11 protein-coding genes are annotated in these 13,911 nt (G+C 69.6%); 6 read left to right on the top strand and 5 right to left on the bottom strand.

All coding sequences use genetic code 11. From position 1 onward, the window contains the following. Window positions 1–51: 51 nt before the first annotated feature. Window positions 52–639: a PadR family transcriptional regulator gene (locus tag NOCYR_RS15650; protein ID WP_014351360.1), complete on the top strand. Its 588-nt coding sequence runs from the start codon at window positions 52–54 to the stop codon at window positions 637–639. A 4-nt stretch (window positions 640–643) separates the two neighbouring features. After that, window positions 644–1,108 (top strand): nitroreductase/quinone reductase family protein, encoded by a 465-nt coding sequence (locus NOCYR_RS15645; protein WP_014351359.1) that lies wholly within the window; start codon window positions 644–646, stop codon window positions 1,106–1,108. 8 nt (window positions 1,109–1,116) lie between these two features. On the opposite strand, the gene NOCYR_RS15640 is transcribed toward NOCYR_RS15645, so the two are convergent. The 4 genes from NOCYR_RS15640 to NOCYR_RS15625 form a co-directional block, all read right to left on the bottom strand. Then, a complete protein-coding gene (locus tag NOCYR_RS15640; RefSeq protein ID WP_014351358.1) occupies window positions 1,117–2,139 on the bottom strand; it encodes a methyltransferase in 1,023 nt (340 codons plus the stop codon). An 84-nt stretch (window positions 2,140–2,223) separates the two neighbouring features. Further along, complete coding sequence (locus NOCYR_RS15635; RefSeq protein ID WP_014351357.1) at window positions 2,224–3,162, bottom strand: SMP-30/gluconolactonase/LRE family protein; 939 nt, start codon at window positions 3,160–3,162, stop codon at window positions 2,224–2,226. Window positions 3,163–3,191: 29 nt separating this feature from the next. After that, a complete protein-coding gene (locus tag NOCYR_RS15630; RefSeq protein WP_014351356.1) occupies window positions 3,192–3,824 on the bottom strand; it encodes an NAD(P)-dependent oxidoreductase in 633 nt (210 codons plus the stop codon). Next, window positions 3,821–4,768 (bottom strand): EamA family transporter, encoded by a 948-nt coding sequence (locus tag NOCYR_RS15625; protein ID WP_014351355.1) that lies wholly within the window; start codon window positions 4,766–4,768, stop codon window positions 3,821–3,823. The genes NOCYR_RS15630 and NOCYR_RS15625 overlap by 4 nt, the downstream gene beginning before the upstream one ends. A gap of 79 nt (window positions 4,769–4,847) precedes the next feature. Here NOCYR_RS15625 and NOCYR_RS15620 point away from each other — a divergent pair, with 79 nt between their 5' ends. The 4 genes from NOCYR_RS15620 (at window position 4,848) to NOCYR_RS15605 (ending at window position 10,554) form a co-directional block, all read left to right on the top strand. Then, window positions 4,848–5,738, top strand: a complete 891-nt coding sequence (locus NOCYR_RS15620) for a LysR family transcriptional regulator (protein ID WP_014351354.1) — start codon at window positions 4,848–4,850, stop codon at window positions 5,736–5,738. Window positions 5,739–5,859: 121 nt separating this feature from the next. Further along, window positions 5,860–6,915 (top strand): hypothetical protein, encoded by a 1,056-nt coding sequence (locus tag NOCYR_RS15615; RefSeq protein ID WP_014351353.1) that lies wholly within the window; start codon window positions 5,860–5,862, stop codon window positions 6,913–6,915. A gap of 221 nt (window positions 6,916–7,136) precedes the next feature. Next, entirely contained in the window at window positions 7,137–8,621 is a 1,485-nt protein-coding gene (locus tag NOCYR_RS15610; RefSeq protein WP_048834195.1) for an MDR family MFS transporter, read from the top strand. Between the two features lie 184 nt (window positions 8,622–8,805). Then, window positions 8,806–10,554 carry a DUF3556 domain-containing protein gene (locus tag NOCYR_RS15605; RefSeq protein ID WP_048833432.1) on the top strand — a complete coding sequence of 583 codons (1,749 nt, stop codon included), beginning with the start codon at window positions 8,806–8,808 and terminating at the stop codon, window positions 10,552–10,554. On the opposite strand, the gene NOCYR_RS15600 is transcribed toward NOCYR_RS15605, so the two are convergent. Continuing rightward, window positions 10,543–13,863: a serine/threonine-protein kinase gene (locus NOCYR_RS15600; RefSeq protein ID WP_014351350.1), complete on the bottom strand. Its 3,321-nt coding sequence runs from the start codon at window positions 13,861–13,863 to the stop codon at window positions 10,543–10,545. The two genes, NOCYR_RS15605 and NOCYR_RS15600, sit on opposite strands and share 12 nt — an antisense overlap. Window positions 13,864–13,911: the final 48 nt, after the last annotated feature.

The following is a 13,911-nucleotide window of genomic DNA, read 5'->3' as shown; positions in this document are numbered from 1 at the left end:
TATAGTCGAGTTCGACTAAACGAATTCGACTAAGCGGAGGCGGCCCCGAGAATGCGTGCGCTGCGAACGCCCCTGACGCTGGCGGTACTGACCTTGCTGGCCGAGCGTCCGCGCCATCCGTACGAGATGAAGGTGGCCCTGCGTGAGCGGCACGTCGAGGACGTGGTGAAGCTGCGCGGCGGATCGCTCTACGACGCGATCGGGCGGCTCGAACGCGCGGAACTGGTGCGGCAGGTGGGTACGGCGCGCGCCGGTGCGCGACCCGAGCGCACCGTCTACGAGATCACCGAGACCGGCCGCGTGCTGCTGCGCGAACTACTGGAGGAGATGCTCACCGAACCGGTGAACGAATACCCGCGTTTCGTCGCCGCGCTGGCGCATCTGCCCGCCCTCGATCGGGAATCGGCCGCCCGGATGTTGCGCCTGCGGGCCGAACGCTTACGCGAAGACCACGCCGACACGGCCCGGATGGTGGCCCAACACGCCGACGGAATCCCGCGCGCGGTGCTGCTGGAGGCGGAGTTCCTCCAGCATCAGCGCGCCGCCGAGATCGACTGGCTCGACGGTGTCGCCCGCGACATCGACCACGGAATGGCCTGGCCGAACAACGAATTTCCCGCCGCAAGTAACCAGGAGTAGAACCATGACCAGTGACAACGATCGGATGCGGCGCCGCCTCAAGCCGTTCAACCGGGTGGTGATCGCCCTCCAAGCCCTCGGCCTGGCCCTCGGCACCATGCGGGTGCTGTCGGTGCCCGGCCGCAAAACCGGAACCCTGCGCACCACACCGGTCTCGCCGCTGACCGTCGACGGCATCACCTACGTCGTCGGCGGATTCGACGACGCCGATTGGGTGCGCAACGCCCGCGCGGCCGGCTGGGGTGTGCTCGCCAAAGGCCGCCGCAAACAACGGGTTTCGCTGACCGAGCTGCCGGTGCCCGAGCGCGAGCCGATCCTGCGGGCCTTCCCGCAGAAGGTGCCGCACGGCGTGCGTTTCATGCTGAATTCGGGAGCGGTCGCATCGGCGGACCCCGACGCGTTCGCCGCGGCCGCGCCGCGTTGCCCGGTCTTCCGGGTGGAACCGGCGCGCGTCAGCGCAGGCTCATAGGCCCGGTCCTACGCGGCCACGCATTCGATGGCGAGATGGCCCTGCCGGGTCGGGTGCACGCCCGCCACGGCGAGCCCGGCCGTGGCCGCCAGCGCGGTGTAGTCCTCGATGCTGCGTTCGCGGCCGCCGGAGATCGCCAGCATGCGCAGATTCATTTCCGCGAACGCGGCCGGATCGCGGGTGGAGTCATAGCCCTCGATGAGCACAACCCGGCCGTCGCGCCCGGCGGCCTGCGCGCACCGGCGCAGGATGGCCACTGCCTGCTCGTCGTCCCAGTCGTGGATCACCCGGCACAGCACGTAGACGTCGCCGCCGGCCGGCAGCGGGTCGAAGAAACTCTGCCCGACGAAATCGCAACGCTCGTCCAGGCCGCGAGCGGTCAGCAGTTGCCTGCCGCGTTCGACGGTCTCGGGCAGGTCGATGAGTGTGCCATGGATACCGGGATGCGTTTCGAGCACCTGAGCCAGGAAGGACCCGGTGCCGCCGCCGACGTCCACGACATGCCGGGCGCCGGCCCAGTCGAAGTCGTCGGCCTCCTCGCCGAGCCGCGTGACGCCGGTCGCCATCGCCTCGTCGAACGCCGCGCTCATCGCCGGGTCGTTGTCCAGGTACTCCCAGAACGGTGCACCGAACACCTTCTCCCACACGGGTTTTCCGGTGCGGACGGTATGCAGCAGCGCGGTGAACACCAGGTCCATCCGCCCGAAGAACCCGTCCAGATCCAGATAGCCGCGCATCCGGGTCGGATGATCCGAACGCAGCAGTGCGGCGACGTCGTTGGTGGCGAAGGTGCCCGGCGCGGGCTCGGTGAACACGCCGTGGCAGACCAGGTGCCGTAGCAGCCTGCCGAGGGCGTCGGCGTCGGTGTCCGAACGCCGGGCCAGCTCCTCGACCGGCAGCGGCCCGTCCGCCACGAAGTCGGCCAGGCGCAGCGTCGCCGCGACCCGCAACGCCATCGGCGTCGCCAGATCCATCAGCGGGCTGAGCGTCGTCCAGGCCTCCGGGACGGCGTTGTCGCTGGTGTCCGCCATGAGCCCTCCTGCGATCGTCGGGGTGCAGGGTTCGCCGAGGTCAGTGTCGCAATGTGGAGAGGGGGGAGGCAACCATCGATGCGGTTACCGCGGCTGCTCGACAGCAACGGCGTTGTACGGGGTCGTCGCTGTCGGCGGCGTGGTGAACCGCGCGTTCGGCAGATACAGCCGGTCACCGAAAGCCGCGATGGTCGTGGGTACATCCCAGCGCTCATCGCGGATACGGCGCTCGATCCGGCCGGTCCTCGCGGCCTCGTCCAGTCTGACCGCCGCGACCATGTTCAGCCGGTTCTGCACCACGAGCAAGTCGCCGTCATGCCACAGCAAGCCATCTCCGCTCCGAACATCCTCAGCGCCCAGATCGATCCGCGTGGTGCGGCCCGAAGCCGGATCGACGCGGAACAGCTGCCCGGTAGCCGACTGCACGATGATCAGCGCCGCACCATCGGGCGTGCGCACGATGCCATTGGCGTTGATCGCCCCGTTCACGTACTGGATGTCACCGGTCAGCGGGAGCCTGACCAGCGAATCCTGGTCAGGTAGCGCACCGTCGGGGCCGATCGGCAAGTGGTACAGCACCGGCGTCCGGGAATCGGTGAACCAGGCGCCGGTCGGCGTGAGGGTGACGTCGTTGACGAACGTGTCGGGCGCGGTGCCGAGCCGGTAGGTCGCCAGTTCCGCACCGGTCTCGGCAGCGATCACCCGGGCCGTGCCCGCGGTGCCACCCGCGACGAACAGCCGGCCCCGCGCGTCGAGCGCCAGGCCCAGCGCCGGTGTCCCCGGTCCGGGGCTGAAGATCCTGCCCCGCCCGGTCGTCAGGTCGGCTCGGTAGAGCGAACCGTCGCCGCGAGATCCGAAGTAGGCCAGTGGCAGCGCGCCGATCGCGATCCCTTCGGGTTGGAACCCGGCCGGCAGGGCGATCACGGTGGGGACCTCCGGAGGCCGCGCGGACGCCTGCGCGGGCAGCAGTGCCGACACCGCCAGGCAGACCGACGCGAACGATGTGTAGGCGACCCTGTTCATTGCGATTCTCCGTGGTCGGCCGGACGCCGCTAAGAGGCGACCGTGAAATGCTTGCTATTGCTGGGCCTTTCGAGTTCATCCACGACCGCGACGGCGAAATCCTCCGCCGAGATCCGGGACGCGCCCTCGGGATCGGTGAGCAGGGTGGTGGTTCCCCGGCGATACTTCCCGGTCCGCGCACCCGGTTCCAGCAGCGCGGGCGGACTCAGATAGGTCCAGTCCGCCCGATGCTCGCGGCACGCCGCCAACTGCGCGACGCTGGACGCGGCGATGGGGCGAATGTGGGTGGGCACGTAGCCGGGGTGATCGAGCACGAGCCGATCCGGCTGGCCGGGAACCCGCAGGGGTGCGGCGCCGCCGACGACCAGGATCCGGACGCCGGCCCGAGCGGCCGCCTCGAGCAGTGCGGTCGTCGCCGCGGTGACGGTGTGCTCGTGGCCGGGAGCCGGACGGGTCGCGGCCACGACGGCATCGGCCCCGACGAAGAACGCACTCATCTGCTCGGGATCGCCCGCATCGCCTACGGCGGCCACCGCGCCGGGTGGCAGCGTGACCTGCCGCGCTGTCCGGAAGACGGCGACGACGTCATGGCCGCGGCGCGCGGCTTCTCCGACGACCCGGGAGCCGACCATTCCCGCGGCTCCCACAACGGTGATCTTCATCGAGCAGTTCCTTTCGGAGTCAGAGGTGACACATCGTGAGCGGGGGCGGGCAGCTGGCCCGCGACGATCGCGGCCAGCGCGAGCGCGAAGCCGGTGAGCTGGATCGGGCCGAGCGTCTGACCGAGCAGTACGGCCCCGAGAATCGCGGCGACCAGCGGCGACAACAGCACCAGCACCGCGACCGAGGCGACGGGCAGGGCGGCGATCCCGCGGAACCACACGACATAGGCGAACAGCCCGCCCACCAGTCCCATCCAGAGGTAGCCGAGGCCCGCCTGCGTATCGATCGCGGGCGGTGCGCCCTCGAGCAGGAAAGTCAGCGGCAACAGGAACAGTCCGCCGGCGGTCAGCAGCCAGCCCGCGAAGGTGGTGGGCCCGGCCTCGGGCGGACGGCCCCAGCGTTTGGTGAGCGTCAGCGCCAGCGCCATCGACGCCGCGCTCCCGACACCCGCCACCACGCCCACACCGTCGAGGCCGGCATTCGGGCCGAGTACCACCAGGCCGACGCCGACGACGCCGATCAATCCCCATCCCACCCGCCACATCGACAGGCGCTCGCGCAGCACCGGCACAGCCAGCACCGCGACCGCCAACGGCTGCGCAGCCGCCAGGGTCGCCGCGACACCGCCGGGCAGATGTTCGGCCGACAGGAACAGCAGCGGGAACGGCAACCCGATGTAGAGCACGCCGAGCGCGGCCGCCTTCCACCACCAGGCACCGCGCGGCAGCATCCGGGTGAATGCCAGCGCGATCAGCCCGGCCGGCAGCGCGCGCAGTAGGCCGGCGAACACCGGGTGCCCCGGCGGCAGCAGTTCGGTGGTGACGACGTAGGTGGTGCCCCAGGTGATGGGCGTGAGTGTGGTCAATGCGGTGAGCGGCAGATTCCCGTAACCCGGCGCCGCGGTGGGCCCAGCGGAAACCAGTTCCGCGGCTGAAGTTTTCATGCTCTCCATCTCACCCGGGATCGATCAATGAATCCAACACATGTTTGTCACCGCAACGATCGTGATTCACGATGGATAGATGGAGCTGCAACAACTGCGGTATGTGCTGGCCGTCGCCGAGACCAACAGCTTCACCCGCGCCGCCGAACGCTGCCTGGTCGTCCAGTCCGCCCTCAGCCACCAGATCGCCCGCCTGGAACGCGAACTCGGTGCGCGGCTGTTCGAACGCACCAGTCGCCGGGTGCGGTTGACCCCGGCAGGAGAGGCGTTCCTGCCTGCCGCCCGGCAGTGCCTCGACGCCGCCGAACGCGCGGCCGCCGAGGTCGCCGCGGCCGTCGGTGAGATCCGCGGCCGGCTGGCCGTCGGCCTGATCCCGTCAGTCGCGGCGGTCGACGTGCCCGCCGCGCTGCGCGAATTCCGGCGCCGCTACCCCCACGTCCGGATCAGTCTGCGCGTGGGCGCGAGTGAGGGCCTGGCCGAACGGGTCGAACAGGGCGCACTCGACGTGGCGTTCCTCGGACTGCCACCCACCACCCAGCCACAGGGCGTCGCCGCTCACGAACTGGCCCGTGACCGGCTCGTGGCCGTCGTCGCGCCGGAGCATCCCCTCGCCGGCAGCGGCCCGGTCGACCTGCGCCGACTGGTGTCGGAGGTCTTCGTCGACCTGCCACCCGGCACCGCCGGACGCGCGCAATCGGACCTGGCGTTCGCGGCCGCCGGCCTGGACCGCGATGTCGCCTTCGAGGTCAGTTCCGCCGAGTACATCGCCCGCCTCGTCGGCCAGGATCTGTGCATCGCCATGCTGCCCGCACTGTGGGTGCCGCAGCTCAGCGGCGTCGTCACCGTCGAGGTCACCGATGCGCCCACCCGCGTCGAGTACGTCATCTGGAGCCGGACCACCCGCACCCCGGCGGCCGGCGCCTTCCTCGACATCCTCGGCATCCCGATCGAGCCGGGCGCCGAAACCTGAGGCGGAGCCGGCCATGCGGCATCGACCGGGGTGTCCCGAGCGCACCGCGCCCCCGAGGCGTCCACAATGAGCACGACCGGTGCGCTGCCACCGGCGCATCCGCGAACAGCGAGGACGTGGCATGGATGAGAAGGCCGACGCCGAGCACCCGACGGCCGAGCCGGACAGGCCGGTTCGCCCGAGCCCATGGCCGCGCCGGCTGCGCTGGACCGCGGTGGTGGTGCTGCTGATCGTGACCGGCGTGCTGGCCGGGGCCTCGGTCCTGGCGCGCACCGCGCACAGCACCCTGCTCGATACCGACGGCTATGTGGACACCGTCGCACCCGTGGCCGCCGATCCGGCGGTGCGGGCCGCGCTCGCCGACCGGGTCACCGACGAGATCGTCACCCGCATCGATCTCGAGTCGATCGTGGCGCAGGCACTGACGGAGGTGGCCGGTGAGGGGCAGCGGCGCGAGCGGGTCATCGCCGGTCTGAGTCCGGTCCTGGCCGATCAGGCCACGGATTTCGTGCACGAGACCGTCACCACGTTGATCGAATCCGAGGAATTCGAGGACCTGTGGGCCGGGGCGAACCGCGCCGCGCACGGCCAGGTGGTCGCGGTGCTGACCGGCCAGACCCGCTCCGGCGCCGTCGAGATCGACGACACCGGAACGATCAGCGTGTCACTGGCGCCGATCATCGACCGGGCCAAGGCCCGGCTGCTGGAACGGGGCTTCGTGTTCGCCGACCGGGTGCCGCGGGTGCAGGCGCAGTTCGTGCTCATGCAGTCGGCCGAACTGGCCAAGGCTCGTCGCGCCGTCGACGCGCTCGACCGCGCCGCCGCGATCCTGCCGTGGCTGACCCTGCTGTCCGCCGCCGCGGCAATCGCCCTCGCGCCCAAGAGTTCCCGGCTCCGCGCGATTGTCGCGCTTGGCCTGGTCGGCACCGCGTCCATGGCCTTGCTCGCACTCGCCACCCGGCTCGCCCGGGCCTACTACCTCGACCATCGCGGGCCGGCCCTGCGCTCACCCGAGGCTGCCGCGGCGATCTTCGACGCCCTCACCGCGCCGCTGTGGCAGAGGGTGTGGACCGTTTTCGTCCTCGCGCTGCTCGTCGCGGTGGGCGCCTACCTCGCCGGCGGATCATCCCCGGCGCGCGCCCTGAGCCGACGTGTCACGGCGATGACCCAGAAATAAATGGGATGACTTGACCTCGAGTGTGGTTTAGCTTGTTTGCTGTTCTTCGAGCCCGATAACGGCTCGGCGACGCCAACGAGGGGCGCCGCCGGAGGCGGATCGGCGTGCGACCGATGAATCCATCCGGCGGTTCCCGTCTGATCAGGTGTGGCCGCGCGAGGTCGACGATGACCTGCCATCGGCCACCCGACACCATGCTCACGATTACCGGAGGTACCCCGATGCCCAACGCAGTGACCGAACGCCGGACGGGAGGGCAGCGGACTCCGACGGTGATCCGGCTGCTGGTGCTCGCGACCTTCGTGGTGATCTTGAACGAGACCATCATGATCAACGCGATCCCGCGCCTGATGACCGATCTCGAGATCACCGAACGCTCCGCGCAGTGGGTCTCCACCGCCTTCATGCTCACCATGGCCGCGGTCATCCCGGTCACCGGCTGGTTCCTGCAACGCGTCACCACCCGCCGCGCCTACGCCCTCGCGATGGGAGTCTTCCTCGCCGGTACCGCGCTGTCGGCAATCGCGCCGTCGTTCCCGGTCCTGCTGATCGGGCGCGTCATCCAGGCCGGCGGCACCGCAGTGATGATGCCGCTGCTGATGACCACCTTGATGACGGTCGTGCCCGAACGTGACCGCGGCCGCGTCATGGGCAATGTCACCCTGGCCATTTCGGTCGCGCCCGCCATGGGCCCGGTGCTGTCGGGCCTGGTGTTGCAGGTCGGTTCCTGGCGCTGGCTGTTCGTGCTGGTGCTGCCCATCGCCGGCCTGGTCACCTGGCTGGGGCTGCGGCGGCTGGAGAACGTCGGCGAGCCCGAAGCCGGGGCCATCGACTGGTCCAGTGTGGTGTTCGCGGCGCTCGGCTTCGGCAGCCTGGTGTACGGCCTGAGTCGTTTCGAAACCGGTAGCGTCACCACCCCGGCGCTGATCGTGGCCGCCGGTATCGCGCTGATCGGGGTGTTCGCCTGGCGTCAGCTGCGGCTCCAGCGCACCGGGACCCCGCTGCTGGATCTGCGCATCCTGGCCTCGGGCACCTACACGAAGGCGCTGATCTTCATGTCGATCGCCTTCCTGGCCATGCTCGGCTCGATGATCCTGCTGCCGCTCTATCTGCAGAATCTGCGTGGGCTGAGCCCGCTGAGCACCGGACTGCTGGTCATGCCGGGCGGCATGGCGATGGGTCTGCTGGGACCGACCATCGGCCGGCTGTTCGACCGCTTCGGCGGGCGGGTGCTGGTGATTCCCGCGGCGATCGGCGTCACCGTCTCGCTGGCCGGGTTCACCCTGATCTCGATGAGCACGCCGTACTGGCAGCTGCTGGCCCTGCATATCCTGCTGATGGTGTCGCTGGCCGCGGCGTTCACCCCGGTGTTCACCCTCGGCCTCGGTGCGCTGCCGCAGCATTTGTACTCGCACGGCAGCTCCATGCTCGGCACCCTTCAGCAGGTGGCCGCCGCGCTCGGCACGGCGCTGGTGGTGACCGTGATGTCCACCCGCAGCACCTCGCTGATCGACGAGGGTGTGGACGCCACGACCGCGCATCTGGACGGCATGAAGCTGGCCTTCGGAGTCTCGGCTGCCCTGGCCGTGATCGTCATCGTGGTGGCGGTGCTGCTGCCGAATCGGGCGAGCACGGCGGAGGAACCGGACCGGTCCGACGACCCGCAAGCGCCGCAAGCTCCGGAACTGGAGCTGGTGAAGAGCTGACCCACCGGTTTCATCGGCAAGCCCTCGCACACCCGAACCCGGTGTGCGAGGGCTTGCCATTTCCCAGGCCGCGCGCAGGTAGCCAGTCCGGCCCCCGGGGCGTCTGCCGGATTCGGCGTACATCCCCCGGGAGCGCCGCTAAAGTAGAACACGTTCTTATTCTGGCGACGGAACGGATCGTGTGATGGGGTTTCTTCGTCCCAACCTCCCAGTGGTCGATTACGCCGAATGGAGCAAGGGCACCCGGTCGGAGAAGATCCGGCCGATGGCCCGGCACTGGGCGGAGGTGGGGTTCGGTACGCCGGTGGCGCTGCACCTGTTCTACGTCGTGAAGATCGCGCTCTACATTCTCGCCGCCTGGCTGATCGTGCTGAGCACCAGCGGAATCGACGGCTTCACCGCGGTGGGAACGTGGTGGACCGAGCCCATCGTGTTCCAGAAGGTCGTCCTGTTCACCATGCTGTTCGAGGTGGTCGGACTGGGCTGCGGCTTCGGGCCGCTCAACAATCGGTTCTTCCCGCCGATGGGCTCGATCCTGTACTGGTTGCGCCCCGGCACCATCCGGCTGCCACCCTGGCCGGGACGGGTGCCGCTGACCGCAGGCACCGCGCGCACGCCCGTCGACGCCCTGCTCTACGGTGCGCTACTGATCCTGCTGCTGGTGGCCTTGTTCTCCGATGGCACCGGGCCGATCCCGGAGCTCGACACCACCGTCGGTGTGCTGCCGACCTGGCAGATCGTGGCGATTCTCGCGGTACTGGGCGTGCTCGGGTTGCGGGACAAGGTCATCTTCCTCGCCGCGCGCGGTGAGGTGTATGGATCGTTCACGGTCGTGTTCCTGTTCAGCGGCGTCGATATGATCGTCGCGGCGAAGATCGTCTTCGTCGTGATCTGGCTAGGTGCCGCGATCTCCAAGCTGAACAAGCACTTTCCGTTCGTGGTCTCCACGATGATGTCGAACAATCCGGTGCTGCGGCCCAAGGCCGTCAAGCGGATGTTCTTCGAACGTTTCCCCGACGACCTGCGCCCCGGCCGGCCCTCGCGCGTGCTCGCGCACGGCGGGACCGCGGTGGAACTGTTGGTGCCGCTGGTGTTGTTTTTCAGCCATGGCGGCTGGCCCACCGCGATCGCCGCCATCGCGATGATCTGCTTCCACCTCACGATTCTCGTGGCGATCCCGATGGGCGTGCCGCTCGAGTGGAATGTCTTCATGATCTTCGGTGTGCTCACCATGTTCGTCGGGCACGCCGATCTCGGTCTGGCCCAAGTGGATTCCCCGGCGTTGCTGGCGCTGGTGTTCGCGGTGCTGATAGGGATCGTCATCGCGGGCAACCTGTTTCCCGCCAAGATCTCGTTCCTGCCGGGCATGCGCTACTACGCCGGCAACTGGGACACCACGCTGTGGTGCATCAAACCCTCGGCGGATGCGAAGATCCGGGCCGGCATCATCGCGGTCGCGGCCATGCCCGCCGCGCAGCTCGAACGCTATTACGGCAGTAAGGAAGCCGCCCAGATCCCGCTCTACCTCGGCTATGCCTTCCGCTCGTTCAACACCCATGGGCGGGCGCTGTTCACCTTGGCCCACCGCGCCATGACCGGCAACGACGAAGCCGAATACACCATCACCGACGGCGAACGCATCTGCTCCACCGCCCTGGGCTGGAACTTCGGCGACGGTCACCTGCACAACGAGCAATTGATCGAGGCGCTGCACCAGCGCTGCGGCTTCGAACCCGGCGAGGTGCGGGTGGTGCTGCTCGACGCCCAGCCCATCCACACCCAGACCCAGCGCTACCGCCTCGTCGACGCCGCGACCGGCGAATTCGAGCGGGGCACAGTGCGGGTCGAGGACATGGTGACCCGCCAGCCCTGGGATGACGAGCTACCCGTCTACCCGGACACCGCCGACGAGACGAGCCGATCATCCCGATGACGGCGGCGCGACCGTTGTCGCGTCGAGCAGGAATTGCGGCAGTCCGCTCTCGCGACAGCGCGCGGCCGCGGGGGCGCCGAGCTGCTCGGCTTCGCCGGCCCGGCCTGTCAGCCGCAGGACGGCGCTCAGCAGTAACGTCGCGCCCAGTGCGGCCAGCGGGCGGCGATCCGGATCGATGGCGGCGGCCAGCGCCAGCGCCCGCGCACAGGCCTCCTCGTCGCGGTGCCGCAGCAGCAGTAACCGGATCGCGGAGTCTTCGTCGAGTTCGGCTGTGATGGTGGCGATTCCGTCGGCGCAGTGCAGGGATCGCGGCCGCAGCAGCTGCTGCGCCACGGCCTCCGAAACACCGAGCCCCAGCCGGATGCGCTCAGTGCGCAGCCGCGCCGCCAACCGTGCCAGCCCGAGCTGCTCGGCCTGGCGCATGCCCTCGGCCAGCCGCGCGGTGGCGGCGTCGCGATCGCCGTGTGCCGCTTCGATCCGGGCCGCGGTGGCATAGGTCGCGATCATCACATCGACCAGACCGCCGCCCTCGGCCGCCAACTCGCGGTAATCGGGCAGCAGCCGCAACGCGCCGTCGAGGTCGCCGCTGTAATAGCGCAGCTCGCTGAGCAACGCACCGGCGATCCGCGCCGCATGCGAGCGCACGCCCATCGTCTCGGTCGCCAGCTCGAAGGCGGCATCGAAGGCCGCGTACGCGGCGGGAATATCGAGCTGCTCGCGCGCGGCGATGCCGGTGGCGCAGCGACCGTAGACGCGCACGAACGGGCCCGTCGCCTCGTGATACGGGGTGACCCACTGCTGTCGGCGCCGTGCCGCGTCGAAATCGAAACGGTAGATCGCTCCGAAGGAGTCGATATTGCCCGCTACCCCCGCGACCCGGGGCGGGAAGTCGCCGGGCCGCGACAGCACCTCGGCCAGCAACCCGTCGATCCTGTCGATGCGGTCGTTGAACACCTCGGCCACACTGTCGATCACGGCGGCCTCGGCGCGCAGGTCGACGATCTCATCCGCACTCGACGGCATCTGCTCGAGGGCAGCGGCGAAGCGCGCGAGCGCGACCTCGGCCGGAGTACTCGGGCGGCGCAGCACCAGATTCACCCAGGCGATCCACAGCTGGATCCGCGGCCGTGCCAGGATCGCCGACGCGGGCAGCTTGGCCAGAATGCCGAGCATCGTGGTCATCTTGGCGTGCTCGAGCAGATGGGTGGCACCTTCTTCGACCAGGTCCACCGCGTGCTCGGGATCGCCGGCGGCCAGGGCGTGATCGACGGCCTCGTTGAGCAGATCGTGGCGGGCGAACCAGGCCGCCGCGCGCAGATGCAGCGCATCGATCTCGCCCGGCGGGCGATCGCGCTCGAGGCGGCGGCGCAGATATCCGGCGAAGAGTGCGTGATAGCGATACCACTGGCGATCCGGGCCCACCCGTTCCAGGAACAGCCCGCGATGTTCGATGTCGTCGAGAATCGCCGCCGCGTGCTCGGACCCGGTGAGCGCGGTGGCCAGCCCGCCACACAGGCGATCGCAGACCGAGGTGGTGGTCAGGAATTCGACGGTGCTCTGATCGAGTCCGTCGAGGACGTTCTCGGCGAGATAGTCGCCGATATCGGCGTGCTCGGACAGTGCGGTGAGCAGCTGGGCGGGATCCTCGCCGGCGCGCAATGACAGCACGGCCAGTTGCAGCGCGACCGCCCACCCGTCGGTGGTCTGGGTCAGACCGTCGATATCGACCGCCGGACGCAGGCAGCCGGCCTCGGCCAGCAGCGTCCGCACTTCGTCGGCGTCGAAACGCAAAGCCTCGGTATCGATCTCGACGAGTTCGCCGCTGAGCCGCAGCCGGCTCAGCGGCAGGTCGGCGGTCGAGGTGCTGGTGAGCACCAGCGGCAGGTGATGGCAGCCGTGCTCGAGCAGGAAGCGCAGCGCGGCCACCGATTCGGTGCCGGTGACGCGCTGCCAATCGTCGAGGACCAGCGTCAGCTGATCGTCGGCGCCGTGCAGGTGATCGATCAGCGCGGTGAGCACGTGGCGGGCCGGGTCCTCGGGATACTGCCCGAGCAGCTGCTCCAGGCCGGCGGCGAGCGCGGGCCTCGGCAGGCGTACCGCTTCGACGAGATGTTCCAGGAACCAGGCCACATTGTCGTCGTCGCTGTCGACGGTGAGCCAGGCGACCGCACCGCCGGCCTCGCACAGCTCGTCGCGCCACCGCGCGGCCAGCATGGTCTTGCCGAAACCGCTGGGCGCATGGATCAGCGTCAGCCGCTTGCCCGCTCCCGACCGCAGCCGGTCCAGGAGTCGTTTGCGGATGACGGGCGAGCGCGCCGAGGCCGGCGGCCGGTACTTGGTGGCCGGGGTCGGGGGAGCGGTGCTGCGTCCACGCGGATGCGGGGTGGGCGCCGTCGCGATGCGCGGTGCGGCGGCGGGCGGCAGGGCCAGTTCGTCGACGGGCAGGTCGTGGCGGCGCTGGATCGCGCGCAGGTGTTCGCCGAAGGCGGCGGCGGACTCGAAGCGTTCGCCCGGAGTCCGCGCCATGGCCTGTTCGATGGCGGCGCTCACGTCGTCGGGGACGCCCTCATGCCGCAGATCCGGGACCGGCTGCGCCGCCACCCGCAGGAAATGCGCCAGCACCTGCTCACCCTCGCGGCGCTCATAGGCCACGTGGCCGGTCAGGGCACAGAACAAGGTGGCGCCGAGGCCGTAGATGTCGGAGGCGACCGTCGGTGTCTCGCCTTCCAGGACCTCCGGTGCGGTGAAGGCGGGTGAGCCGGTGATGATCCCGGCCGCGGTCTGGAAGTCACCGGCCGGTCGCGCGATGCCGAAATCCGACAGCTGCGGCTCGCCGTAGTCGGTGAGCAGGATATTGCCCGGCTTCACATCCCGGTGCAGGGTACCGACGCGGTGCGCCGCCTCCAGTGCGCCGGCGATCTTGACTCCGAGGGTCAGGGTCTCGGTCCAGTCGAGCGGACCGGTGTCGCGGATGCGTCGTTCCAGCGATCCGTGCGCGTGATAGGGCATCACCAGGTACGGGTGGCCGCCGGTGGTGGTGCCGACCTGGAAGACGTCGACGATGTGCGGATGGCCCGACAGCTGCCCCATCGCGCGTTGTTCGCGCAGGAATCGTTGCAGGTTCTCCGCGGCCAGATCCGAGGTGAGCACCTTCAGCGCGACGATCCGGTTCAGATCGGGCTGGGCGCACCGGTAGACGACGCCGAAGCCGCCACGCCCGATCTCTTCGGCCTGCTCGAAGCCTTCGGTATTCAGTTCCGCGATGATCCCGGCAGCTGCGCTGCGCTGGGTCGGCGGCAGGTCGGCCATCGTGGCCTCGATTCGTCGCGAACCAGGGGCGCCCCCGCGTGCGGGGTC

It is taken from the genome of Nocardia cyriacigeorgica GUH-2 (assembly GCF_000284035.1).
Lineage (GTDB): Bacteria > Actinomycetota > Actinomycetes > Mycobacteriales > Mycobacteriaceae > Nocardia > Nocardia cyriacigeorgica_B.
Note: the sequence above shows the minus strand (reverse complement) of the source record. Positions and strands in the feature narration are given on the sequence as shown.

What these genes read in the sequence shown, in the direction of transcription:
- NOCYR_RS15610 (WP_048834195.1), top strand. Translation starts at nt 7,137, where the DNA reads ATGCCCAACGCAGTGACCGAACGCCGGACGGGAGGGCAGCGGACTCCG.
- NOCYR_RS15620 (WP_014351354.1), top strand. Translation starts at nt 4,848, where the DNA reads ATGGAGCTGCAACAACTGCGGTATGTGCTGGCCGTCGCCGAGACCAAC.
- NOCYR_RS15630 (WP_014351356.1), bottom strand. Translation starts at nt 3,824, where the DNA reads ATGAAGATCACCGTTGTGGGAGCCGCGGGAATGGTCGGCTCCCGGGTC.
- NOCYR_RS15625 (WP_014351355.1), bottom strand. Translation starts at nt 4,768, where the DNA reads ATGAAAACTTCAGCCGCGGAACTGGTTTCCGCTGGGCCCACCGCGGCG.
- NOCYR_RS15635 (WP_014351357.1), bottom strand. Translation starts at nt 3,162, where the DNA reads ATGAACAGGGTCGCCTACACATCGTTCGCGTCGGTCTGCCTGGCGGTG.
- NOCYR_RS15605 (WP_048833432.1), top strand. Translation starts at nt 8,806, where the DNA reads ATGGGGTTTCTTCGTCCCAACCTCCCAGTGGTCGATTACGCCGAATGG.
- NOCYR_RS15640 (WP_014351358.1), bottom strand. Translation starts at nt 2,139, where the DNA reads ATGGCGGACACCAGCGACAACGCCGTCCCGGAGGCCTGGACGACGCTC.
- NOCYR_RS15650 (WP_014351360.1), top strand. Translation starts at nt 52, where the DNA reads ATGCGTGCGCTGCGAACGCCCCTGACGCTGGCGGTACTGACCTTGCTG.
- NOCYR_RS15600 (WP_014351350.1), bottom strand. Translation starts at nt 13,863, where the DNA reads ATGGCCGACCTGCCGCCGACCCAGCGCAGCGCAGCTGCCGGGATCATC.
- NOCYR_RS15645 (WP_014351359.1), top strand. Translation starts at nt 644, where the DNA reads ATGACCAGTGACAACGATCGGATGCGGCGCCGCCTCAAGCCGTTCAAC.
- NOCYR_RS15615 (WP_014351353.1), top strand. Translation starts at nt 5,860, where the DNA reads ATGGATGAGAAGGCCGACGCCGAGCACCCGACGGCCGAGCCGGACAGG.